This window comes from Chitinimonas lacunae, assembly GCF_042650885.1.
In the GTDB taxonomy this organism is placed as follows: domain Bacteria; phylum Pseudomonadota; class Gammaproteobacteria; order Burkholderiales; family Chitinimonadaceae; genus Chitinimonas_A; species Chitinimonas_A lacunae.
Map to the genome: position 1 here is coordinate 3529134 of NZ_JBHSBU010000001.1, position 22053 is coordinate 3551186.

Here is a 22053-nt window from a genome sequence, read left to right on the forward strand (position 1 = left end):
GGGAAGCGGTCGGGGGGAATTGTTCTGATCCGGATTCACCCCTCGACCCCACGGCGCAACGCTCAAGGAGCGCTGCGCCGCTGCGACTGGGCTTCAACGTTTGGTGGGACGGTAGGCAGGTAATTCCAGCTCGCCTTTATCCAATCGTGCCAACACCCCTTGCAGGCTCTGCCGACGGTCCGGGTCGGACGCCTCCTTGAGCAGCCCGCTCAGCGCGGCGCGCCAAGCCGTTTCGAGTGCTTTGGCGGCTTCCACCGGCACATCGGGTTTGACGCCCACCCGTTCCCAATTGGTCTTGGTGATCGGGTTGATCGGTCGGCCGATGGGAATGGCGACCACGAAGCCATGCGGCAAGACGAATGGCCCGACCGGATTGGCGGCGCCACCGGTGGTTTCGCCGACCAGCGTGCCGCGCTGCTGGGTCTGGAAGTCGTAGGCACATTCTTCGCCGCCCGAGAAGGTCTGCGACGAAGTCAGCACATAGACCGGCCGTGCGTAATGCAGGCTGACGGCCGGATTGGTCCAGAAAGCGCGCGTGGTATTGCTGGTTCGCGTGTAGATATCGTTGAGATGGCGCTCATCACCAGGCGCGAAGAAGTAGCTGAGCAGTTGCGCGACGCTTGCCGGATCGCCGCCCCGGTTCTGGCGCAGGTCCAGAATCAGCGCGTCGGTGCCGGACAGCAGCGACAGCACCGACTGATAAGCCGGGCCGACCAGGTAGGACGGCGGAAAGCCGCGTAGATCGAGATAGCCCACATTGCCGGCCAGACGTTCCACCCGCCGTATGCCCCAGGCCATCTGTGCCACGTCCTTGCGTTCTTCCGCGACCTGTTCGGTGGACGGTACGGTATTGCCTTCCGGCGTGAACGAGGGCGCGAATTCGAGGCGGAAATGCTTGTCTCCGGCCAGGCGGCGCAGATCCTCGGTCAACGCGGCAGCGAACTGCTCGCTCGACCTCATCTCGCGATAGGCGCCGCGTTGTGCCTTGTCCTTGAGCGCGGCGATGGTCTGGCTGGCCGTGTCGGGAAAGATATAGTTCGCCTCGATTTGCCGGGCCAATGCCTCCAGCACGGCGTTCTGCGACTGGGCGTCGAGCTGGGGCTTGGCTTCGGACTCCGGCGGCGCTGCCCAGGCCGACGCGGCCATGGCCAGCCATATCCCTGCCACGACGGCGGTCTGCTTCAGTTTGGCGGCGATCATGATTTGAGCCTTTCCGGGCCTCACGGCCCTGTTTTATCACTACTAATTGATTAGTACTTCTGCCTGAAAAAAACGGCGCACCAGGCGCCGCTCTGCTCAGCGCTGGGTGAGCAGATTGCTTACTTCATGGTTTGTCTCCGATTCGAGTTGCAGCCGCGTAAACCGCCAGGTGCCTTCGACGCGCTCACCGACTGCCCGCAAGGTCGAGGCGCCTTTGGCGCCACGGATGGAGAAATGGAGATCGACGGAGTCCACCTTCCGGCCAAGCCAGTCATGGGTGCGGATCGAACCACGCAGGTCGTCGCCCGCACTGACAGGTGCACCGAGCTTTGCCAGCAGGATCGGGTTGTTGAGCGCCAGCTGTTTGATTTCCTGGTAGAGCGGGCTATCGACCATCGCTGGAGGGACCGGCGGTGCTGGTGGCTCGGGCGGAGCCGGCGGGGGCGGTACGGCGGCCACGATGCGGGCGTCGATCCACTGGCGCGCGGCAAGGTCGATGGTGGCGGGCCTGCCTTGCACGCTGTAGGACTCGGTCGCGGGGCCGTACCAGGGCGTCAAACGCCGGTATTCGCGTGCTTTGCCGCCTTCGGTGGCAACGATATGGATATTGCCGCCTTCGATATCGACCCGTGCTGCCGGGTTGACCAGTTCTACCCGCGCCGGAGGGCGCTTGGCGGGCGCCGAGCCCGTGTCGGCGACGCTGGCTTGGGCGACCAGCAGCAGGGTGAGGCCGATCAATCCCAGCGGCAGCACGGGCCAGCGGACCGGGGGCGATTCTGCCTGGAGCAGCCGCTCTATGCGCTGCCGCAGCGAGCCGCCGGTTGCGGCCGGCGCCAGCATCGGCCGCCGACCCCGCTCGAGCGACAGCAGGGCTTCGGCCAGGGCAATCGGATCGGCACAGGCGGCCACGGCCAGATCGTCGCAGGCGTGTTCGCGGTCTTTTCGGATTTGCCGGCTGAGCCACCATACCGCCGGGTGATAGAACAGGATCGCCTCGATCGCGCATTGCAGGCCATTCCACAGCCAGTCGAGACGACGGATATGCGCCAGTTCGTGGGCGATCACCGCTTCGAGCTGATCCTGGCTGAGACCGGTCAGCATGCGGGCCGGCAGCCAGACCAGCGGACGCCAGGCATTGGCCGTACAGGGCATTCCGGCATCAGGTGACAGCAAGACCCGGACTGCACGGCGGATGCCCATCGCCTGGGCCAGGCCATCGACCCGACGTTGCCAGGGGGCCGGCAGGGTATCCGTGGCTGTGCGGCTCAGACGGCCGACTTCGCGCAGGCCCAGTGTCAGACGCGCGAGCATGACCGTCACGCCCAGAAGCCATAGATAGGGCAGCCAGTCAGGCGCCGGGACGGCGGCATGCAGCACGACCGGCAAGATGTCCACTTTGCTGATGGGCGGGACGATGGGACGCAGCGCGGCGTCGGTTTCGATCACCACGACGGGGCCGGCCTGGAAAAAACTCAGAATCGGCGCGGCGGCCATTGCCAGCAGGAAAACCATCCCTACCGCATGGCGCAGGCTGGCGCGCCGCCGATCGATACCGGCCAGCACACAGGCGGCCAGGATGCCGAGCGCGCTGACCTGGAACAGAGACTGCAAAATCGCCCCGCTCAGCGCAGCGTTCCATTGATGAAGCACGAGCATCTCACTCCTCCTTCGGATTCTGTGTCAGTCGCCGCGCCGTGCTCTGGCTTGTCGGATCATCTCTTCGATTGCGTCCAGATCCTCGGCGCTGGCCGCTTCCGAATCGAGCGCCCGTTGCACCAGCTGGACGGCGGAGCCGGCAAAGGCACGGCGCATGAAATCCTTCAGCATGGCCGACTGCACCTGTGGCTCGTCATGGGTGGGCAGATAGCGGTGGGAGCGCTCGGACTCGTCGCGAGCCAGCAGCCCTTTTTCCGTCATGATCGTCATCATCTTGAGCACGGTGGTGTAGGCCGTGTCCTTATGACGCGACAGCGCTTCGTGGACATCGCGGACGGTGCAGGGCTGCTTGCGCTCCCACAATACGCGCAGGATGGCGAGTTCGCCTTCGGTAGCTTGGGGTTCGTTCATCATCGGCTCTCCATGTACTAATCGAATAGTACTATGGGTTTAGTAGATGTCAACCGAGCCAAGTTTGACAAGGGCGGGCAAGGGCTTTTGCCTGCCACTTCCTTTCCACCACGCCGCAGCAGCTTGACGACGGGGCGAGGAGGGGGTAGGTACACAGCGGCGTAGGCTCAAGGCAGCGCTTCCCCTCTTTGTGCCGGATTACCCACCAGGAACGTATCAAGATGCGTCTCTACCTCGATGATGAACACAGCACCGGTTACGACGTCGTGCCCGGGATAGAAGAGGCGGTCGCCCTGCATGGATTTCGCCCCGCCAAGATCAGCGTGCATTCGGCCAATTCCTCCGCGCGCGACAAGATATTGGCTGGTATTGATAAGATTTGTAGAATGCTAGCTAAAAATATGGAAGGTATTGGGCGTTTTATTTGATTTCTGGCCGGTTTGACCCGTCTGCTGCGCCACCTCGTCGATGCCTTCCTGGGCAGAGCCACGAGTAGACGGCCGACGCTGCCGCCAGCAAGGGAAACTCTCTGCGTGCCCATCCGGCATTTGGTCTATGACGGATTTCAGGTCAGCAGAAAACAGGATGACGCCTGGGTTGGTCAACGACGAACCTGAACTACGAGCCTAAGTCCCCAGTCATGAGCCACGATCTCCCACTGTTTCGCTATCATCCCGACCCCATCGCAACCGGCGCGGTCGAGCCGAGCGACAGCATATGCCAATGCTGTGGCCAAGCACGCGGCTATCTGTATACGGGCTCGATCTATGCGCTGGAGGACTTGGATCACATCTGCCCCTGGTGCATTGCCGACGGCAGTGCCGCCGCCAGGTTCGATGCCTCATTTATCGATGACTATCCGCTCTTGACTGCCGGTATGCCGGCCGAGGTGGTCACGGAGGTTTCACGCCGCACGCCGGGTTATCTCTCCTGGCAACAGGAAGCATGGCTGACGCATTGTCACGACGCCTGTGAATTTCATGGCGATGCTTCGCTGGCGGATATCCGCAATGCCTCGGACGCAACCAAGGCCGCCTGGATGGCCGATTACCGGCTGGATGAGGAAGTATGGCAGCGGATCGAGGAGGGCTATCAGCCCGGTGGCAATCCGGCCATCTACAAATTCGTCTGTCGGCACTGCCAACAAATCCTGTTTGCCTGGGACTGCTCATAAGCCGCTTCTGAAGACGCCTGAGCTTGCCGTTTCACTGGTCAACGTCGTCACGTTGACCATCTCTATGACTGATTCTGAGGACCGTGGTCATCCAATGACGTTTGTTTCCCTGGGTTTGATCGAACCTTTATTGCAAGTGACCGAGCAGCTCGGCTACAAGAAACCCACCCCGGTGCAGTCGCAGGCCATCCCGGCCATTCTGGCCGGCCGCGACCTGATGGCCTCGGCCCAGACCGGTACTGGAAAGACCGCTGGTTTTGCCCTGCCACTGCTGCACCGGCTGGCGATCGATACCAGGCCAGTGGCCAGCAACGCCGTTCGCGCCCTGGTGCTGGTGCCCACCCGGGAGCTGGCAGAGCAGGTCTATGAGAGCTTCCGTACTTACGGCCAGCATCTGCCCTTACGCTATCTGGTGGCGTATGGCGGGGTCAGCATCAATCCGCAGATGATGAAATTGCGTAAAGGCGTCGATGTGCTGATTGCGACGCCGGGACGCCTGATCGATCTGTACGGCCAGAACGCCGTCAAATTCAACCAGGTGCAGACGCTGGTGCTCGATGAAGCCGACCGGATGCTGGATCTGGGTTTCTCGCGCGAACTGAACGCCGTCTTTGCGGCGGTCCCGAGACGGCGGCAGACCTTGCTGTTCTCGGCCACCTTCTCCGATGCTATCCGCGCCATGGCCGGGGAGTTACTGGTCAATCCGGTCTCCATCGATATCAGCCCGCGCAATACCACGGCCAAGCGGGTGACGCAGTCGGTGATTCCGGTCGATAAGAAACGCAAGGTCGCCCTGTTCTGCCGGCTATTGAAGGATCGGCGCTGGGGACAGGTGCTGGTATTCGTCAAAACCCGTAAAGGCGTCGATCAGCTGGTCGAGACCTTGCTCGCCAAAGGCGTCACGGCCGATTCCATCCATGGCGACAAGGCACAGCCGGCCCGTTTGCGCGCGCTTGAGCGTTTCAAGGCCGGTGAGGTACAGATACTGGTGGCAACCGATGTCGCAGCGCGTGGCCTCGATATCGACGACCTGCCGCTGGTGGTGAATTTCGATCTGCCTATCGTTGCCGAAGACTACGTCCATCGCATCGGCCGCACCGGCCGGGCAGGGGCAGCCGGTGAAGCGATTTCGCTGGTCTGTGCCGATGAAGTACAACTGCTGGCGGCGATTGAAACGTTGACGCGGCAGACGCTGGAGCGCTTCGAGGAACCTGATTTCGAGCCCGAACACCGGGTACCGATGACGGGGCCGAGTGGGCAAATCCTGAAAAAGCCGAAGAAGCCCAAGCAAGCCAAGCTCGCCAAACCCATCGGCAAACCGCCCAAGGCGCCGACACCTGTCCAGCAGCGTCGAAAGCCGGCCATCAAGAAGCCTGGCCGGACGCCGCGCTCTTCCTGATCGGACGACCCCAAGTGCCGGCCCAGGCCGGCACTGTCTTGTTGGGCAGCCAAGCTCTGCAATTGCCCCGGAGTGCCAGATAGTCCGGTCTACAATGGATCAGGGCCTTGCTGCTGGCGTGTCGCTCAAGCGCGTTGCTGCTCGATAAGGCGATTCAGGGACGGCAACAAACCGGGGAATGGCGTGATGGGGAGCGTGCTTTTATCTGTACGGCGCTATATCAGCCGGTCCTGCCCCACGATCCTGCCTCGCTGGCTTGTTCTGCTCTGCCTCTGCGGCACCTGTTGGTCAATCCCGGTCGAGACGGTGACTTACCCGCAATCGGGCACCGCCGGCGACGTGCGCGATATCTATCCCCTCAAGTTATTGCAACTGGCTTTGGACAAGGCCGGCGCTACCCACTATGTATTGCGGATGTCGTCGGTGCCCATGCTGCAAGGCCGGGCGCTGGTCGAATTGGAACGCGGCAAACTGATCCGGGTCGGCTGGGGCATGACCTCGATCGAGCGCGAGGCGGCGTTATTGCCGATCCGTATTCCGATGTTCAAAGGAATGATTGGCTGGCGTATTCCACTGGTACGGCAGGACCGGTCCGAATTGCTCGGCTCGGTACGTACTCTGCAAGACCTGCGGCGTTTTGTGGTGGGCCAAGGCCATGATTGGCCGGATACCGAAATTCTGCGCGGCAATGGCATCGAGGTGGTCGGCGTACCGTTATACGACAGCCTGTTCCAGATGCTGATCTCGAACCGCTTCGATTATTTTCCCCGTTCGATTGTCGAGATTTGGGCAGAAGCAGAGCAGTATCGTAAAGATGGGGTGGTGATTGACCAGAATCTGCTGATCCGCTACCCCACGACCTTCTATTTCTTCGTCAACAAGCGCGATACGGCACTGGCTGAGACCTTACGCACCGGCCTGGAGCAGGCGATTGCCGACGGCAGTTTTGATAGGCTGTTCTGTCAGCACTATGGCCAATTGATCACTCAGGCAAAACTGGAACGTCGCACGCTTATCGAGCTGGTCAACCCGATCCTGCCACCAGAAACCCCGCTGGCGCGCAAGGAGCTGTGGTTCAGAGTGGGCTTGTGTGCGGGGGGTAAGTGACTGTCCACCGTTTACAGCGCTTGTCTGTCCGATCCGAAGCAAGCAACGAAGTCTCTTAGAGCTAAAGACATTTGCCTGCTTGCCTTGGCTTCTCCACTTTTCCCTTGTCTCTGCCATGGCGCAGGGCAGCCAAACCCAGCAAGCGATTGAGCATCACGCCCGACAGCCTTACAGTTCGGCCGGAGCGGGCGGACCGGTCTGCTCGGCCAATCGTTGTCTGGCTGTTCGGCGCGGCAGCGGTTGATTTGCTGAATCGATGAATCTTCCGTCCTTCGGAAAAGGAAAACTTATGATCCATTTGGAAAAAGGCGGTCGCATCAATCTGGCCAAGAACCATCCTGGCCTGACCAAGATCAAGGTGGGCCTAAGCTGGGATGCCAATGCCTATGGCAGCGGGCCTGATTTCGATATCGATGCGTCGGTATTCGTGCTGGGGCAGGGCAAGCTGCTCAGCGATGAACATTTCGTGTTCTACAACAATCTGCAAACCCCGGACGGCTCGGTCAGCCATTCCGGCGACAACCGCACGGGACAGGCCGAAGGGGACGATGAAAGCATCACCATCGACCTGGCCGCGCTGCCGCCGCAGGCCGATGAATTGTCCTTTGTGGTGACGATCCATGATGCCGCCGACCGGCGGCAGAATTTCGGGCAGGTGCGTAATAGCGCCATCCGCCTCTATGACCTTGAGCAGGGGGCGGTGATCGGCCAGTACAAGCTCGAACAGGAATTCAGCACGGAAACCGCACTGCAATTCGGTTCGGTCAGAAAAAACGATGTCGGGGAGTGGAGTTTCGTCGCAGTCGGCGCCGGCTACCGGCGCGGGCTGATCGACTTTGTGCGGGCTTACGGCGGTAACGTCTGATTGCCTCTCTCTCCGGAGAGAACGGCCAAGCCCGCCCAATCATACGGTGCGTCAGCTGCAACGCGGTGTGACGCACCATCGTCTCCGCTCGCCTGAGCGATTGTGACTGCGGCGACCGGAACGACGGTTTGTGGCCTGATCCAAGCCGCAATATCTGCCGTTATCTCGCGGATGGAATAAAAGTAAAGAATTAGGAAATTTATTCGCAAGAACAGTTCTCGGTTTATTAAAAAATAACAAAAATTAGGAAGTGACTGATCTTACAGATTTCCTGCTGAAAATCTCCCCTCCCACCAACCAGTCATCAAGGACGAGCCAGCAACGAGGCCATCGCTGCCGGCTGTTGGATCATCCTGTCCAAGCAATCCTGCTAAGCCAAAGCACAAGCCTCTGCATCACAAGTCCCGGCGGCCGGACCATTCGTCTCCACTGCGTCTGGCAGGCCCGCTTCTGCCAGCAACAGGGCAATCGAAGCCCCGAGGTGCATATCCTCCACCCGACCGAAGAATTGCTGCCGGATATGCCCCTGACGGTCGATCAGCACCAGGCTGGGCGTACCGCGCAGCCGCAGGGCCGCCATGGTGAGCGGGGTGGTGCGGTCGGGTGACGGTTGGTCGATACCGATGGGGATGGTCAGACGGTACTCGTGCACGAAGGCACGCAGCGTAGCCGGATTCATCGCGGCGTGGTGCTCGAATACGGTATGAAGGCCCAGCACCACCACCTCCTGGCCGGCAAAGGTCTGGGCGATCCGTTCGGCCTGCGGAATACCATAGGCGACGCAACCGGGGCAGAGCATCTGGAAAGCATGGATCACCACCACCCGGCCACGCAGCTCGGCCAGCCGCAACGGCGCGTCGGTGTTGAGCCATTCGCTTACAGCAAGTTCAGGGGCTAAAGACATGATCTGCTCCTGCAAAAGGCGGCGGGGTCGCCGCCGCGATAAGGTGGGCCAATCCCTATTGGCTTTGGAGACGGCGTCAGACCCGTAAACCGTATGACGGGTCATGGCTGCTGTTCCCTTGGAAACGGGTCTGGACGCCGTAGGGAAAGCGAATCGGCATCAGGCCGTCAGGGCGACGCGCGGGAAATCCACCGGGACGTCGAATGCAACATTGACGTAGTTGGTGAAGAGGTTGAGCGCCACATGGGCCATGATTTCGACGATCTGCTCATCGCCGAAACCGACGGCCCGCAGGGCGGCAATATCGGCTTCGCTGATCTGGGCACGATCGCTGACGACCTTGAGGGCAAAGGTCAGCGCTGCGGCGGTTTTCGGGTCGGTGGAGCGGCCGGTCTGGGCGGCTGCCATGTCCTCGGCACTGGCGCCGGCTTTCTGGCCGAGAACGGTGTGGGCAGCCAGACAGTAATCACAGCGGTTACGGTTGGCGATGGCCACGGCGATCTGCTCGCCCAGGCGGGCGCCCAGCGTGCCGCCACCGAGGGCACCGAATGCGCCCCACATGCTTTGCAGGGCGGCGGGCGAGTTGGCGACGGCCTTGAACATATTGGGAAGTGTGCCGAGGGTACGCTGAATCTGTTCCAGAATCACTTGGCTGGCGGCTGGAACGATGCTGGGGTTGGTGTTGACGCGGGACATGGGGCATTCCTTTCTGTGAAGGTCGAACGGGAAGAAGACGGACATCAGGGCGCGATCTGCGACCGCCTCTCGAAGCGATGTGGCCTGATCGACCGCTGATCCGAATGCTTGGCAGTGTGCCGCGTGCTTCGGTACGATTGGGTTCATTCAGTACAGAATTGATACCTAATCGTTCAGATGACCCTTGTTCCTGCACTTGACCGTCTATCGGGCCTGCTCGAACGCCTGCGTGTGCGGGCCAGGCTGTTTCATAACGGGATGCTGTGTGGCGTCCAGCATTTCGATGCGGCGACCGGTCACGGTTATCTCCATGTTCTGCGCCGTGGTGAGCTGACGGTCAGTCACCCGCCACACCCCGGCGTGCCCGAGCGGCTGCATATCGATCAGCCCAGCTTGCTGTTCTACCCCTTGCCACTGAGTCATTACTTCCATAATCCACCGCGCGAAGGGCCGGATTTCACCTGTGCAGCGGTCGAGTTCGAAGGCGGGGCGGCCAATCCGCTCGCCAGCGCCCTGCCGCCACTGCTGGCCCTGCCGCTCGATGCCGTCGAAGGACTGGAACCGGCACTGATGCTGCTGTTTGCCGAGACCGACCGGGTTCGCTGTGGCCAGCGTCTGCTGGCAGACCGGCTGTTTGAGGTGGTGCTGATCCAACTGCTGCGCTGGCTGCTCGATCATGGCGAGACGGCTGGGTTGAAGCCTGGTCTGATTGCCGGTCTGTCCGACCCGAAACTGGCGCGGGCGCTCACTGCCATCCACGAATCGCCTGGCGAATCGTGGACGCTCGACCGGATGGCGCGCTGCGCCGGCATGTCGCGTACCGCCTTCGCCATCGCCTTCAAAGCGCAGGTAGGGCAGGGGCCGGCAGCCTATCTGGCGGACTGGCGAGTTGCCTTGGCGCAGAACGGTTTGCGCGAAGGTCGACCGGTCAAGCTGTTGGCGGACGAATTGGGCTATGCCACCCCTTCCGCCCTATCCCGGGTCTTTGCTGCCCGGACCGGCCTGTCGCCACGCGATTGGCTGCGCAGTGTAGAAGGCGAACAGTGCCGATGAATTTCGTTGCAAATGGTGTCCTGACTGCCAAAGTCCATAACGTGGGGCAAGTCGAGTTCTGTCATTCAATATGGCCTGGAGAGCTAGATCCAGGGGGGACACTCAATAGCGTGTGATGCGGCTTGGCGGCTGATGGACTCTGGGTGGAACGGGAGTCGGATGCCCTATCGAAGCAGAAACCAATAAGAGGAGGTAAGGATGAATTCGGAAATCGTCTGGTCGGTCCACGACGAAGTGCCTGCCGAGGCCGGCAAGATCGTGGATGAAGGGCTGGGAGTGTCGAACGACAAGGCGGCGCCGCTCCATGAGGTCCAGTCCTTGTCGAGCTTTGCCCGCAGCTCGGATGGCACGGTATTGGGCGGGGCGGTCGGGCGGACCTGGGGGCGTTGCTGCGAGCTGTTGCAGTTATGGGTCGATCCGGCCCTGCGGCGCCAGGGCATCGGTGCGCGGCTGGTGCAGGCGTTCGAGCAAAGGGCTGAGGCGCGTGGCTGTACCACCTTTTATCTGGAAACCTTCAGCTTCCAAGTCCCCTCGCTCTACCGTTCGCTGGGCTATGAAGTGGTGCTGACCCTGGAGGGTTTTTCGCCTGGGGTAGTGAAATACACGATGGTGAAACATAAGGCTGAAGCGGCCATGGAGCGGGCACGCTAGGTTTGGGCAGGGTCGGAGACATGGCCGGACTCCTGAAGGGATAAAGGCAATATCCGACCGTACTCCGCCGCTTTGTGCCAGCACCTTGTGCTAGCGCAAGCATTTACCGTTTTTCTGTGCAGTCTTGAAAAGCCGGGCCGGACTTGATCGAGGTCAATAAGCGCTGGCTGTCTGCGCGTATAAACCTTTTCTATTTCCAAGAGCTGAGGAGGCGACCATGCACTACAAGAGTTTGCTTGTTCATGTCGATAGCGATCCACGTTCCGCCGTCCGGCTGCGCTTGGCGGTGGAGCTGGCAGAGCGGTTTGATGCTCGTATTACCGGGCTATTCGTGGCGTTGGCGCCGACGTTTTCCGATCCGGTGGCTGATGTGAGCCAGGCGAGCTTGTACGAGGTGCTGCTGGCGGAGCGGCGTCGCGCGGCCAAGGCGGCTCGCGAGACCTTCGAGCGTGAGACGGCCGGTTTCGATCCTCAGCGGCTTGAATGGCGTGAGCATGTCGGGATGCCCATCCATACCACCTGTCAGCACGCCCGTTATCACGATCTGGTAGTGCTGGGGCAGGCCAACCCGGATATCCAGATCGACGGCCTGCCCGCCAGTTTTCCTGAAGACGTGGTGTGTGCCAGTTGCCGGCCGGCCTTGATCGTGCCCTACCGGGGCGAATTTTCGCGTATCGGCCGTCGGATACTGGTGGGCTGGAATACCAGCAACGAAGCCACCCGGGCGATTACCGATGCGCTGCCACTGTTGCAGGGCGCCGAGCGGACCACGGTGCTGACGGCCGACCCGGAAAACAGCGGCGATGACCACGGCCAGCAACCGGGCGCCGATATTGCGCTGTATCTCGCCCGCCATGGCGCCAAGGTAGAGGTCAGAACGCAGAAATCCTCTGGTCGCGATGCTGGGGAAGTGCTTCTGGATGTGGCCAATATCGCCGAGGACGACCTGATCGTGATGGGGCTATACGGTCATTCGCGCATGCGCGAGCAGATTCTCGGCGGCGCCAGCCGTACTGTGCTGCGCCATATGACGCTGCCCTTGCTGGTATCGCATTAAGTGGTAGTCAACCATGGTGCCTGACACCGCTTTGCGACCAATGTCTCGCCGCGCTGAAGACGAATGGCAATAAGCCGCTGGAGCTGGATGCCTTGGGCATCCGGCCCAGGGCAGCCGAGTGTGGGAAATTTTGGAAAGTATTGCGGACGGAGGCGTAAATAGATACTTTTTATCTATTTGCGGCCATGGATATTGCAGATAGTCTTCCTGAAATTTTCCTTTTCTTCTCCCCACTATTCAAAGCAACACCGGTTTATCCGCCACTTCATTGGCACCCGGCTGCGGCGGGAAATGGTCGCCCAGTAATCGGCCGATCTGTTCGATGCTGTGGAGGATGCCGTTCCGGTAGTCTCCACGACGGAATGCCGCCTCCAGCTCATGGCAGACGGCATCGAGCGCCGTGGTGCCGACCTCGGCCACGACTGCCCGGTCGGCCACGATTTCGACGGCATGATCGGCCAGCAGCAGATAGAGCAGGACCCCGTTGTTGCCGGCCGTATCCCATACCCGCAGTTGGGAAAACACCTCGACCGCCCGCTGTCGGGCCGACAAGCCGCGTATCAGTTGCCAAGGCGACAGGCAATCCTCGATCGCCACGCAGATCTGGCCGCCATGGCTGCGTTCGCTGCGGGCCACGCTCTCCTCGATGGCGGCGAGCACCTTTGGCGGGAAGGTCCGGCGTCGTTGCACCCAGCCGGTACAGAGATGTTTGAATACGCGCGTCATGGCCATTGTCACCATCTTCCCGAGGCACCACCGCCGCCGAAATCGCCGCCACCACCGTGAAAACCGCCTCCACCACCGCCGCCGCTGTGCCAGCCCATAAAGCCGATAGCGCTACCGAGCCCGAGCAGCGTCAGAAAAAACACTACCAATCCCGCCCCGACGGCCAAAAATGGCGCCCCCGCGCCAAACCAGACTAGCGCCCCGGCTCCGCCTGCACTCAGCAGTGCCGCCGGCAGACGGCCCAATAGCGAGCGCAGTACCGCCCCGGCCACCACAGCGATCATCAACAGCGGCAGCAGCCGGTCCAATCCGCCGCTTTCGCGTTCTCGACCAGACGCCTGCCGCTTTGATGGAGGCAGTGCTTCGCCGTCGATGACCTTGATCATCGCGTCGATGCCCGCCTCGATCCCACCGTAGAAGTCGCCGCGTTGGAAGTGGGGGGTGATGAGGTCGCTGATGATCCGCTTGCTGGTGGCATCGGTCAGGGCACCTTCGAGCCCATAGCCGACTTCGATCCGTAAGGCGCGGTCGTTTTTGGCGATCAGCAGCAAGGCGCCGTCATCGATTTGGTCGCGGCCGAGTTTCCATTGCTCGGCCACCCGGATGCCGTATTGCTCGATCGATTCCTCCCCGGTGCTCGGGACCAGCAGCACGGCGATCTGGCTGCCCTTGCGCGCTTCGAAGGCTGCGAGCTTGCTGTCGAGCGTCTCGCGTTGTGCTGCGCTTAAGGTGGCGGTCTGATCGGTGATACGGGCGGTAAGCGGTGGCACCGGGACGGCCGCCTGACACAGCACGGTCAGGCTGAGCAGCAAGGCCGCCAACCATGGCCAGAAGGCCAGCCGCTCGTTCATTGCGCCACTCCCGGCGGCTTTGGCGCGCTGCCGAAATCGACCTTGGGCGGCGTGCTGACGGCTTTTTCATCGACAGTGAAATTGGGTTTGGTGCTGAAGCCGAACATCTTGGCCGTCAGATTGGTGGGAAAGCTGCGGACCGTGGTGTTGTAGGCCTGGACCGACTGGATATAGCGGTTGCGCGCCACGGCAATCCGGTTCTCGGTGCCTTCGAGCTGGGCCTGGAGATCACGGAAACCGGTATCGGCCTTGAGCTGCGGGTAGTTCTCGCTGACCACCAGCAAGCGCGACAGTGCGCTCGACAACTGGCTCTGCGCTGTCTGGAAGCGCTCGAACGCTTGGGGGTCGTTGAGCAGTTCCGGCGTCAGGCGCAGATTGCCGACCTGGGCGCGGGCAGTCGTCACCTGCTCCAGCACTTCGCGTTCGTGGGCCGCATAGCCTTTGACGGTGGAGACCAGATTGGGCACCAGATCGGCGCGACGCTGGTACTGGTTCAGCACTTCGCTCCAACTGGCGTTGATCTGTTCGTCCTGGCTTTGCATGGTGTTGTAACCGCAGCCGGACAGGGTAAGCGTCAGGCTGGCCAGCAGGATGATCCATAGACGACGCATGACAGTTCTCCAGCAATGGATGGGATCGACGCGACAGGCTCCCAGAACGGGGCCTGTTGACAACAGTCAAGTCCACGTCAGCAAACGCTGTGCGCGTGGGAGCGATGGGATGGTTCCGGTTCATTTCATTACTAGCAGATTGGGATAAAAAAGAATCTTTTTAGGCAGATTGCATTAAAAAATTATCAGAGGGCATGGCCCGGTAATGCTTGTAGGTCCTTTCTGCAAGTTTTTCTTTGTGAAATCTTCCCTTTGTCGAGTGCCAGATAATATGGCTTGATTATATTCGGCAGTGATGGATTCTCCAGAATCGGTGTCGTGGAATAAAATGAAGACATAGTGATCTCCCCAAGTTCCCTACAGACATCGGCATCCATATAAACATTTCCGATCCTCTTATAGAACTGCCTGAGTTATTCAAACAGCCCGATCCGCTACATCGTGTGCCTCTAATAGGACACAGCATCAGTATTGCGAGTTTTCCTCGTCCCATTCGACGGCTGAGCTACCTGGCCACTTTGCCCATCTAGCTGGGTTCTTCCTCTTCTTTCTAGCGTTCACCGGTTCCTCAACGACGCTGTCTCGGTCGACCATTTCCTGATAGTTGGACCTGGCTGCATTTACAGTTAGGCTGCGCGTCCCGCAGATGGCCGACGGGCGGGGGCGCCATTGGGCGTCAGAGGCGCTACAACGCAAAAAGGAGCCGCTTGCCGTGGCCTGGACGGATTGTCCAAGGTCCGTGTCGCGGCTCTGTCAAAACCTCATCCTGGAGCGTTGCTGCGGCTTACATCACGGGTTCGACCCGCCAGGTGCCGTCGCTGAGGTAGTCCACATTGAAGAAGGTGACGCCTTTGGTGGCATCGCAGACGGCGGCGTTGACCGAGGCTTTGGTGTAGTTGATGACCTGGCCGGGCTCATGGCTGCCGGTCTGGACGTAGAACACCATGATGGGCTGGCAGTCGATATTGAGCGACGGGCCGGCGTCGGTGAAGCTCGACAGCACCGAAGCACGGGTCTTCGGATGCTGTACCGCCAGCCCGACGTTGTAGTAGGACACGGTCGAATCGAACGCCGCCGTGGTGACGCGGAAAGAACCCGGCTCGACCACATCGGAATACTGCGGCACGGACAGCCCCAGATCGGGCAGCAGCATATTGGTGGCGTTGTTAGTGGGATCCCCGGACGCCAGGGTCAGGTCGATCGGCTGCACGGCGATGGTATGACCCGAGGCTTGGCCGGGCTTGATCACTGCCTGGCTGCGTTGTTCCACCCCGGCATAGAACTGCTGCTCGAACTCGAAAATCAGGGTGGCGCCTTCCTTATTGGGACGCAGTTTTTCCTGATAGATGGAATTGCTGTAGATCGGTCCGCCGCCGAGATATTGCGCCGGCTTCTGGAAGAAAAAGAATTCCTGCTTGTTCGGGCTGAGATTGCGGACCTGGATGGTGTAACGAATGCTCATGATGGCCTCCTGCTGGATAGTGATATGGCTGGGTGTGTCCAATGTCGCTTAATTCCAATTATTTCTGACAAATCTCTGCCTGTTCGAAAGAAAGTCTTCGACTCATGGATTAAGGCGCTGCATCAAACAGATGATTCGTCTGCTTAATGCTGATCGGATCGACATATTCCTGATCGGCGCAGGAGGGATATATCAACATCCGTGCCAATCGAAAATAAAGCAAAAACCCCGGTTAACTAGGCTTTTTCGGCTGGAAATCTGAAAAGCACCGTTAATTCGACATGTAAATGCCAGGCAATCGCTGTCGATTTGACGTCAAGGAGGAAATCACCATGTCCGACGCTGACAAAACCCTGACTTCGCCCATCGATACCGCTTTGCAACGCGGCCCCAAGGCGGTGGGATTGACGCTGCTCTGGCACCCGGAACTCGACCGGATCGGTGAACAGGCCATCGGTCCCAATAGCGCCGGCGAATTGGCACTGCATCGCTACGCCCCGCTGTTTTTTGCGCCCGGTGCCGCCGAGGGTCAGCCGCTGGCGGCGCAGACCATCAGCCGCTCGGCACTGCAACTGTGTCGCCATCCCGACGACAGCCTGACGCTGCGACCGGGGTCGGGGCGGATGCGGGTCGAGGTGGACGGGCAAGCCATCGATGAGGAGATCACCCTGAGCCGCGAGCGGCTCTACCGGGGCGTGGTGGTGGGACTGGGCGGGACGGTTCTGCTATGCCTGCATTGGCTGACCACCTTGCCGCGTCCCAATATGCTGGGCGGGCTGGTCGGGGTCAGCAGCGCGATGGTGGCCTTACGCGATCTGATCCAGCAGGTGGCGGCAACCGAAATGCCGGTGCTGCTGCTGGGGGAAACCGGCTGTGGCAAGGAACTGGTGGCGCGGGCGATCCACGACACCAGCCGGCGAGCCGGGGCGCCGCTCGTGGCGGTCAATATGGCGGCGTTGGGGGAATCCCTGGCAGCAGCCGAGCTGTTCGGTGCCACCCGGGGCGCTTATACCGGGGCGCAGACGGCCCGGCAGGGGCTGTTTGCCGAGGCGGGGGCGGGAACCTTGTTTCTTGACGAGATCGGCGACACTCCGCCCTCGGTGCAGCCGATGCTGCTGCGAGTGCTGGAAACGGGCGAATACCGCCCGCTGGGTGCCAGCCGCAGCGAAGTGACGCGGGCCCGGCTGATTGCTGCCACCGACCGTGACCTGGGTCCCGGCAATTTCAACCAGCCGCTGCTGCGCCGGCTCGAAGCGCTGGTGATCCGGCTGGCCCCGCTGCGCCAGCGCCGCGAAGATATTGGGCTGCTGCTCGCCCATCTCTTGCCCGAACCCAAGGCCAGGCATGCCGCCAGCCTGCCCTGGTCGTTTCTGACCGAACTCTGCTGCTACGACTGGCCCGGCAATGTAAGGCAACTGGGTCATATCGTGCGGCAGGCCGTGATGCAGTGCGAGCGCGGCGGCATACCCGAGCTGGCCGAGCTGACCGGTGAGGCGCAGCCGCTGCCGGTGCCGTCCGAAGCCATCGCTGCGACCCCCAGTGCCCCAGGAAGCAACCGCCCATCGCGTCCGCAGCGACTGCCACCGAGCGAGCTGAGCGAGCAGCAGGTGATCGATGCGCTCGATCGCTCCGGCTGGTGCATTCAGACCGCTGCCAAGGAATTGGCCATCTCCCGCCCCACGCTCTATGCGCTGATCGGCCGCAACAGCCGCATCCGCGACCCGGAAGGGCTGAGCCAGCAGGAACTGGCCCAGGCTCTCGCCGATAGCGGCCAGCGGGTCGAGGACTGCGCCCGCAGTCTCCAGGTGCCGCGCGAAGCCTTGCGGCGGCGGCTGCGTCATCTGGGGCTGATCACTTAGCGTCCTTAATCATCCTGTGAGCCATTGTTGACTTCGAGTTCTGGATCGAAGCGGAATATACGCAGATGACTGAGGGCATGGTCTTTCGGATAAATACGGACAGTTAGATACATATAAAGCTCCCACATGCCTTTTGTATTGATACGCAAGGCTTTGGACGGGAGCCATTGTGAAACGCCGCACGGATTAGGGGGGCTGAAATTTTCGAACAGATGCATGGCGTATTTCTGGCCCTTAAAAGGTGACGGTGGATAACGGAAGATACGGTCTTTAGGCGACTTTTTATGGGGGTTGATATGCGGTACTGTAACCATTCCGGCTTGGATGATTTTGTAGAGACGAAACGGATTGTTTTGTTGGTAACCCGTCACCTGAATTCGCATCACGGCGCTTTGATTAACGGCAACGCTCCCAGAGTTTGCGCCTTTGCGCTGGTAGATATCGTGGTTGTTCTCTTCAAACATCCAAGCCAATTCCTGGCTGCGCTGTGAAATATCAAAACTGATCTTCAGCCAGACAATACGGTCGTCAGGACCTACGGCGTCGTGATGGCTCACAGGAGTTCCTCCTCCATCGCAGTTGAGATAAGCGGACTGTGACCACTGCGGATCTCTTAGCCCGATCCAGCCGCCATAACAGGCGGTTCTTGCTGAGGCTGTGCAGTTGGGCGCGCTGACGCAGGGAGAAAGAGGCATTTTGTTCCGCCGAAGCGGAGGGCCACGGCTTTCCCGGCTACTTTGGTTCGGCTGCTGCTTGGAATGGGGTTTGCCGCTGCGAGCCATTGCTGACTTCGAGTTCCGGGTCGAAACGGAACAGGCGCTGTTGGCCGGGGCGGATGTCCGGGTAAAACAGAATCGTCAGGAACATCGACGTTTCCCACAGACCGTCGTGGTGGAGCTGTAGCGGGGGGCGGGGAATGCACAGGGAGACGCCGTTCGGGTCGGGTCTGCCGAACTGAAACAGATGAATCGCCCCGCTGCCCGGTCGGAACGGCGAGGGTGGGTAGCGTTGCGGGTTCGGGCTGTAACAGGGTTTGGGATAGGGAATCGTGACCATACCGGCCTGAATCACCTGGTAATCCCGGAACGGCAGACCGGCCTGATAGCCGGTCAGCGAGAGCTGGAAGTAGGCGTACTGCTCGATCGACACGGTGCCGGAATAGCGGCCTTTGTCTTTGTAGCTGTTGCGCTTGTCCTGCTCGAACAGCCAGACCAGTTGCTGGCTCTGCTGGACGGTATCGAAACTCATCTTCAGCCAGGCGATAGGGGGTTTGTGCTCCAAGGCGCGGGTCACGGCGGCTCCTCCGTCAGTATCCGGAATGGTGGGCCATGGCATCGATCGACCGACACCGGCCCGACCGTATGGACAGCCTCTATAGAGAGCCTATGCAATTCGCTGCGGAGATGCCGAGGAGGCGATGGCTCGCGCCGTGTGGAGGCGGCGGGAGGGTCGGCGTCGTGGGCAACACCGGTTGAGTGGTGTCCGGACCCGCTGACGCCGAGTGTTCCGGAAATGTCCTAGCGCGGCGGGTCGTCCGTCTGCGACCCGTTATTGACCTCCAGCTCCGGATCGAAACGGAACACGCGATATTGCGGCCTGTGCTTGCCCCCGGCAGCCGGAATCTCGATGGTCAGGTACATCGACATTTCCCAGTAGCCAAACTTGCACAGCGGCGGCAGCTCTGCCGCCACGGCGATGCCCTGATCGTCGGGTTCGCCGAACATCACCGGGGTAATGGCCGTCTCGACCGAATCGAACGGTGAGGGAGGATAGTGCTCGATCTCGCCCCGGCGCGGTGGCAGCAGGACTTTGGGCACGGTGACGATGGCAGCCTGGATCACCCGATAGTCGCTCAGTAGTTGCCGCTGCTCGCGATGACGGCTATCGCAGCCTTGCAGCGAGATATGCAGACGTGAGGCCTGCTCGAACAGGATCAGCCCGGTAGCCTCGCCCGTGGTGGCGTACAAGTCCTGCCCCTGGTGCAGAAACTGCCAGAACAACTTCTGGCTGCGCTGGGCAAGGTCGAAATGCAGGTTCAGTTGAATATCGGTGATTGGCTCGGTAGGCCGCATCGAATGGTTCAAGCAGGGTTCTCCATCAAAAGTTGGTGGTAGCGCAGATCGCGGCGCAGTGCCGCGAGTGCCGGTTCGCTGGCGATGGCCTCGCGTGAGTAGCCGGCCTTGAGTGCCGCTTGCAGCGCGGTCAGCGCTTGGGCACGGCGGCCGCTGATTTCCCAGGCCAGACCGGCCCGGAACAGCACATCGGGGTTGTTCGGCGCTTTGGCGAGTGCTGCCTCGGTATAGCGGGTCGCGCCGGGATAATCGCCAAGCCGGGCCAGGTACAGGCCGGCCTGGCTCAGGGTCTTGGGTTCGGCCGTGGGGCCGGGCGGTGGGGACATGGTGTCGAGCGCGTAGCGGTAAGCGGCCAGCGCATCCTTTTCGCGACCGGGGATCAGGATCAGGGTATCTGCCAGATTGGCCCAGCGCTGATAGTAGTTCGGACTGCCCTTATTGCCCGACAGCGCGCGCTCAAAGGCGTCCGCCGCTTCGACATAGCGCCCGCGCTCATAGAGCAGCACGCCCAGATTGGTATAGAGCCGGCTGTCCGGCCGATGACGCATGCCTTCCTGCAAGACCGCCAATCCCTCGTCTCCCCGGTTCTGCCGCAGCAAGGCGGCGCTGAGATTGGAATAGGCGAGCGCAGTATCGGGCCGGATGCGGATGGCCTGCCGAAACAGAGGCTCCGCTTGCGCCGGCCGTCCTTGCTGGAAATGCAGCATCCCGAGCGCATTGAGAAAAGCCGGCTCGTCCGGATAGCGCCGCAGCGCCCGCTCCAGCACTCCCCGGGCCTGTTCGTAGCGGTTGAGCCGCATCAGCAGTCGGGAATAGCCGTTGAGACCGTGGAATTCCTGCGGATCGAGCGCCAGCGCCTTGTCGTAGGCGTGTTCGGCATCGCTGTGCCGACCTTTGGCTTCGAGCACCCAGCCCTGCGCGGTATGGGCCAGCGCCAACTGGTCTTCGAGCCGCAGGGCAAGCTGGGCGCTGGCGTCGGCGCGCTGCAGCCATAGCGGGTCGCGGGCGTCGCTGACATAGCGCAGGCAATAGGCCACGGCCAGTGCCGCAGCGGCCCAGGCATTGTCGGGCTCGCGTCCGAGCGTGGCTTCGAGCAGGGCGATGGTGCGGCGGTGCGACTGTGGGTCGTCGTAGCGGCGCAACTGTGCCTCCGCCTGTTGCAGGCTGGCCGGGGTCGGCAGCAGCGGACCCGAATCGAGCGCCAGCATGCCAAACAGCGGCATCAGCAGCAGCAGGCGCAGCAGCCGTTGCAGCTTGATGGTTGGACGGGGCCAGTGTCGTGTGGCCGGTGGGGGAGGCAGTACCGGAGCCGCTGGTGGCGGCGCAGCGAGCTGCAAGGCTTGATCGAGCCTGGTTGCAATTGCCGCCATGCCAGGCGGCCGCTGCTCGGGTTGGCGGTGCAGCATGTCGCGCAGCAAGCTGGTGAGACCGATCGGTAGCGCCAGCGTGCCCAGGTCGATCTCGCTATGGAGCTTGCGCCAGGCCAGCGTCAGACCGTCATCGTCGAACAGGCGTTTTCCTGCCAGCAGTTCGCTGAATACCAGACCGAGCGCGTAAATATCACTGGCCGGTGACGCCGGGGCGCCCAGCAGTTGTTCGGGCGCCATATAGGCCAGCGTGCCGGTCGAGGCATCCTGGTCGGCGGCACCGGTGGCCAGCGGGTCGAGCCGGCGCGAGACGCCAAAGTCGAGAATCCGCAAGGCCCCGCGCCGGTCGATCATCAGATTGCCCGGCTTGAGGTCGCCATGTACCACTCCCTGCTCATGCGCCTCTGCCAGCGCCTCGGCCGCTTCGCGCAGCCAGCGCAGCGCCTGGGCCAGGGTGGGCGGGGTGGCCAGTTCGGCCAGGGTGTGGCCGTCGACCAGGTCCATCACGATAAAACCGATGCCGTCTTGCTCGATCACATCGTGTACCGCCACCACGGCCGGATGGCGCAAGGCACTCGAAGCGCGCGCTTCCTCCAGCAGGGGCCGGCCGTTGCCATCGGGCGTCAGCCATTTGAGTGCCACCTTGCGGCGCAGCCGGGTATCCCATGCCTCGAAGACTGCGCCCTGGCCGCCCTGACCGAGCTGGCGGCCGATCACATAGTGGAGGATATGCTGTCCTGGCTCGACGACCGTGGCGATGGTCATGGCTTCCTCGAAACGTGGGCAGGCTGTGGCCGGGCAAGCGGGCGCTCGGGTAAGCGCAGCAGCCTAGTGGTTGGGATGGCGGCAGAAATGGCCCGACAGTCGGCGGCGCAATGACGACGGCCAGCGTCACCGTGCTTTCAGAAGGTTCTTCCGGAACGCCAGGAATA

The 22053-nt window shown here is 61.5% G+C and carries 22 protein-coding genes; 9 read left to right on the top strand and 13 right to left on the bottom strand.

All coding sequences use genetic code 11. The features are described 5' to 3' along the window. Positions 1 to 93 precede the first annotated feature (93 nt). The 3 genes from ACFOW7_RS15130 to ACFOW7_RS15140 all read right to left on the bottom strand — a co-directional run bounded on the left by ACFOW7_RS15130 (position 94) and on the right by ACFOW7_RS15140 (position 3267). Positions 94 to 1200 carry a S41 family peptidase gene (locus ACFOW7_RS15130; protein WP_378165755.1) on the bottom strand — a complete coding sequence of 369 codons (1107 nt, stop codon included), beginning with the start codon at positions 1198 to 1200 and terminating at the stop codon, positions 94 to 96. A gap of 96 nt (positions 1201 to 1296) precedes the next feature. After that, positions 1297 to 2856 carry a cytochrome c oxidase assembly factor Coa1 family protein gene (locus ACFOW7_RS15135; protein WP_378165757.1) on the bottom strand — a complete coding sequence of 520 codons (1560 nt, stop codon included), beginning with the start codon at positions 2854 to 2856 and terminating at the stop codon, positions 1297 to 1299. Positions 2857 to 2880: 24 nt separating this feature from the next. After that, entirely contained in the window at positions 2881 to 3267 is a 387-nt protein-coding gene (locus ACFOW7_RS15140) for a BlaI/MecI/CopY family transcriptional regulator (protein WP_378165759.1), read from the bottom strand. A gap of 221 nt (positions 3268 to 3488) precedes the next feature. On the opposite strand from ACFOW7_RS15140, the gene ACFOW7_RS15145 reads away from it, so the two are divergent. The 5 genes from ACFOW7_RS15145 (at position 3489) to ACFOW7_RS15165 (ending at position 7812) form a co-directional block, all read left to right on the top strand. Then, complete coding sequence (locus ACFOW7_RS15145) at positions 3489 to 3695, top strand: cyclic-phosphate processing receiver domain-containing protein (RefSeq protein ID WP_378165761.1); 207 nt, start codon at positions 3489 to 3491, stop codon at positions 3693 to 3695. 212 nt (positions 3696 to 3907) lie between these two features. Beyond that, positions 3908 to 4441, top strand: a complete 534-nt coding sequence (locus ACFOW7_RS15150) for a CbrC family protein (protein ID WP_378165763.1) — start codon at positions 3908 to 3910, stop codon at positions 4439 to 4441. 94 nt (positions 4442 to 4535) lie between these two features. After that, complete coding sequence (locus ACFOW7_RS15155) at positions 4536 to 5840, top strand: DEAD/DEAH box helicase (protein ID WP_378165765.1); 1305 nt, start codon at positions 4536 to 4538, stop codon at positions 5838 to 5840. 306 nt (positions 5841 to 6146) lie between these two features. Further along, positions 6147 to 6947, top strand: coding sequence for a substrate-binding periplasmic protein (locus ACFOW7_RS15160; protein WP_378165767.1), 801 nt, complete (start codon positions 6147 to 6149; stop codon positions 6945 to 6947). 289 nt (positions 6948 to 7236) lie between these two features. Continuing rightward, positions 7237 to 7812 carry a TerD family protein gene (locus ACFOW7_RS15165; RefSeq protein ID WP_378165769.1) on the top strand — a complete coding sequence of 192 codons (576 nt, stop codon included), beginning with the start codon at positions 7237 to 7239 and terminating at the stop codon, positions 7810 to 7812. Between the two features lie 370 nt (positions 7813 to 8182). On the opposite strand, the gene ACFOW7_RS15170 is transcribed toward ACFOW7_RS15165, so the two are convergent. Together ACFOW7_RS15170 and ACFOW7_RS15175 are read right to left on the bottom strand one after the other, a co-directional pair. Next, on the bottom strand, positions 8183 to 8716 hold the full coding sequence (locus ACFOW7_RS15170; protein WP_378165771.1) for a peroxiredoxin family protein: 534 nt from the start codon (positions 8714 to 8716) through the stop codon (positions 8183 to 8185). 159 nt (positions 8717 to 8875) lie between these two features. Further along, positions 8876 to 9412: a carboxymuconolactone decarboxylase family protein gene (locus ACFOW7_RS15175; protein WP_378165773.1), complete on the bottom strand. Its 537-nt coding sequence runs from the start codon at positions 9410 to 9412 to the stop codon at positions 8876 to 8878. A gap of 177 nt (positions 9413 to 9589) precedes the next feature. On the opposite strand from ACFOW7_RS15175, the gene ACFOW7_RS15180 reads away from it, so the two are divergent. The 3 genes from ACFOW7_RS15180 to ACFOW7_RS15190 all read left to right on the top strand — a co-directional run bounded on the left by ACFOW7_RS15180 (position 9590) and on the right by ACFOW7_RS15190 (position 12173). After that, entirely contained in the window at positions 9590 to 10465 is an 876-nt protein-coding gene (locus ACFOW7_RS15180) for an AraC family transcriptional regulator (RefSeq protein ID WP_378165776.1), read from the top strand. A gap of 198 nt (positions 10466 to 10663) precedes the next feature. Beyond that, entirely contained in the window at positions 10664 to 11116 is a 453-nt protein-coding gene (locus ACFOW7_RS15185) for a GNAT family N-acetyltransferase (RefSeq protein ID WP_378165779.1), read from the top strand. A 217-nt stretch (positions 11117 to 11333) separates the two neighbouring features. After that, positions 11334 to 12173 carry a universal stress protein gene (locus ACFOW7_RS15190; RefSeq protein ID WP_378165782.1) on the top strand — a complete coding sequence of 280 codons (840 nt, stop codon included), beginning with the start codon at positions 11334 to 11336 and terminating at the stop codon, positions 12171 to 12173. Positions 12174 to 12410: 237 nt separating this feature from the next. On the opposite strand, the gene ACFOW7_RS15195 is transcribed toward ACFOW7_RS15190, so the two are convergent. The 4 genes from ACFOW7_RS15195 to ACFOW7_RS15210 form a co-directional block, all read right to left on the bottom strand. Then, a complete protein-coding gene (locus ACFOW7_RS15195; RefSeq protein WP_378165784.1) occupies positions 12411 to 12899 on the bottom strand; it encodes a TPM domain-containing protein in 489 nt (162 codons plus the stop codon). A gap of 8 nt (positions 12900 to 12907) precedes the next feature. Further along, complete coding sequence (locus ACFOW7_RS15200) at positions 12908 to 13750, bottom strand: TPM domain-containing protein (protein WP_378165786.1); 843 nt, start codon at positions 13748 to 13750, stop codon at positions 12908 to 12910. Beyond that, on the bottom strand, positions 13747 to 14361 hold the full coding sequence (locus tag ACFOW7_RS15205; RefSeq protein ID WP_378165788.1) for a LemA family protein: 615 nt from the start codon (positions 14359 to 14361) through the stop codon (positions 13747 to 13749). The genes ACFOW7_RS15200 and ACFOW7_RS15205 overlap by 4 nt, the downstream gene beginning before the upstream one ends. A gap of 784 nt (positions 14362 to 15145) precedes the next feature. Next, positions 15146 to 15823 carry a hypothetical protein gene (locus ACFOW7_RS15210; protein WP_378165790.1) on the bottom strand — a complete coding sequence of 226 codons (678 nt, stop codon included), beginning with the start codon at positions 15821 to 15823 and terminating at the stop codon, positions 15146 to 15148. Between the two features lie 332 nt (positions 15824 to 16155). Between ACFOW7_RS15210 and ACFOW7_RS15215 the strand changes: the two genes are divergently transcribed. Next, positions 16156 to 17682, top strand: coding sequence for a sigma 54-interacting transcriptional regulator (locus tag ACFOW7_RS15215; protein ID WP_378165792.1), 1527 nt, complete (start codon positions 16156 to 16158; stop codon positions 17680 to 17682). Positions 17683 to 17687: 5 nt separating this feature from the next. Here the strand turns inward: ACFOW7_RS15215 and ACFOW7_RS15220 are convergent, their stop codons facing one another. From ACFOW7_RS15220 to ACFOW7_RS15235, 4 genes are all read right to left on the bottom strand, one after another. After that, entirely contained in the window at positions 17688 to 18239 is a 552-nt protein-coding gene (locus ACFOW7_RS15220; RefSeq protein WP_378165794.1) for a hypothetical protein, read from the bottom strand. 175 nt (positions 18240 to 18414) lie between these two features. Further along, positions 18415 to 18975, bottom strand: a complete 561-nt coding sequence (locus ACFOW7_RS15225; protein ID WP_378165796.1) for a hypothetical protein — start codon at positions 18973 to 18975, stop codon at positions 18415 to 18417. A gap of 224 nt (positions 18976 to 19199) precedes the next feature. Continuing rightward, positions 19200 to 19766 carry a hypothetical protein gene (locus ACFOW7_RS15230; RefSeq protein ID WP_378165798.1) on the bottom strand — a complete coding sequence of 189 codons (567 nt, stop codon included), beginning with the start codon at positions 19764 to 19766 and terminating at the stop codon, positions 19200 to 19202. After that, positions 19763 to 21886, bottom strand: a complete 2124-nt coding sequence (locus ACFOW7_RS15235) for a protein kinase domain-containing protein (RefSeq protein WP_378165800.1) — start codon at positions 21884 to 21886, stop codon at positions 19763 to 19765. The genes ACFOW7_RS15230 and ACFOW7_RS15235 overlap by 4 nt, the downstream gene beginning before the upstream one ends. Between the last annotated feature and the right edge of the window lie 167 nt (positions 21887 to 22053).

What these genes read in the sequence shown, in the direction of transcription:
- ACFOW7_RS15150 (WP_378165763.1), top strand. Translation starts at nt 3,908, where the DNA reads ATGAGCCACGATCTCCCACTGTTTCGCTATCATCCCGACCCCATCGCA.
- ACFOW7_RS15180 (WP_378165776.1), top strand. Translation starts at nt 9,590, where the DNA reads ATGACCCTTGTTCCTGCACTTGACCGTCTATCGGGCCTGCTCGAACGC.
- ACFOW7_RS15205 (WP_378165788.1), bottom strand. Translation starts at nt 14,361, where the DNA reads ATGCGTCGTCTATGGATCATCCTGCTGGCCAGCCTGACGCTTACCCTG.
- ACFOW7_RS15215 (WP_378165792.1), top strand. Translation starts at nt 16,156, where the DNA reads ATGTCCGACGCTGACAAAACCCTGACTTCGCCCATCGATACCGCTTTG.
- ACFOW7_RS15170 (WP_378165771.1), bottom strand. Translation starts at nt 8,716, where the DNA reads ATGTCTTTAGCCCCTGAACTTGCTGTAAGCGAATGGCTCAACACCGAC.
- ACFOW7_RS15195 (WP_378165784.1), bottom strand. Translation starts at nt 12,899, where the DNA reads ATGACGCGCGTATTCAAACATCTCTGTACCGGCTGGGTGCAACGACGC.
- ACFOW7_RS15235 (WP_378165800.1), bottom strand. Translation starts at nt 21,886, where the DNA reads ATGACCATCGCCACGGTCGTCGAGCCAGGACAGCATATCCTCCACTAT.
- ACFOW7_RS15140 (WP_378165759.1), bottom strand. Translation starts at nt 3,267, where the DNA reads ATGAACGAACCCCAAGCTACCGAAGGCGAACTCGCCATCCTGCGCGTA.
- ACFOW7_RS15135 (WP_378165757.1), bottom strand. Translation starts at nt 2,856, where the DNA reads ATGCTCGTGCTTCATCAATGGAACGCTGCGCTGAGCGGGGCGATTTTG.
- ACFOW7_RS15155 (WP_378165765.1), top strand. Translation starts at nt 4,536, where the DNA reads ATGACGTTTGTTTCCCTGGGTTTGATCGAACCTTTATTGCAAGTGACC.
- ACFOW7_RS15165 (WP_378165769.1), top strand. Translation starts at nt 7,237, where the DNA reads ATGATCCATTTGGAAAAAGGCGGTCGCATCAATCTGGCCAAGAACCAT.
- ACFOW7_RS15175 (WP_378165773.1), bottom strand. Translation starts at nt 9,412, where the DNA reads ATGTCCCGCGTCAACACCAACCCCAGCATCGTTCCAGCCGCCAGCCAA.
- ACFOW7_RS15145 (WP_378165761.1), top strand. Translation starts at nt 3,489, where the DNA reads ATGCGTCTCTACCTCGATGATGAACACAGCACCGGTTACGACGTCGTG.
- ACFOW7_RS15190 (WP_378165782.1), top strand. Translation starts at nt 11,334, where the DNA reads ATGCACTACAAGAGTTTGCTTGTTCATGTCGATAGCGATCCACGTTCC.
- ACFOW7_RS15200 (WP_378165786.1), bottom strand. Translation starts at nt 13,750, where the DNA reads ATGAACGAGCGGCTGGCCTTCTGGCCATGGTTGGCGGCCTTGCTGCTC.
- ACFOW7_RS15210 (WP_378165790.1), bottom strand. Translation starts at nt 15,823, where the DNA reads ATGAGCATTCGTTACACCATCCAGGTCCGCAATCTCAGCCCGAACAAG.
- ACFOW7_RS15185 (WP_378165779.1), top strand. Translation starts at nt 10,664, where the DNA reads ATGAATTCGGAAATCGTCTGGTCGGTCCACGACGAAGTGCCTGCCGAG.
- ACFOW7_RS15130 (WP_378165755.1), bottom strand. Translation starts at nt 1,200, where the DNA reads ATGATCGCCGCCAAACTGAAGCAGACCGCCGTCGTGGCAGGGATATGG.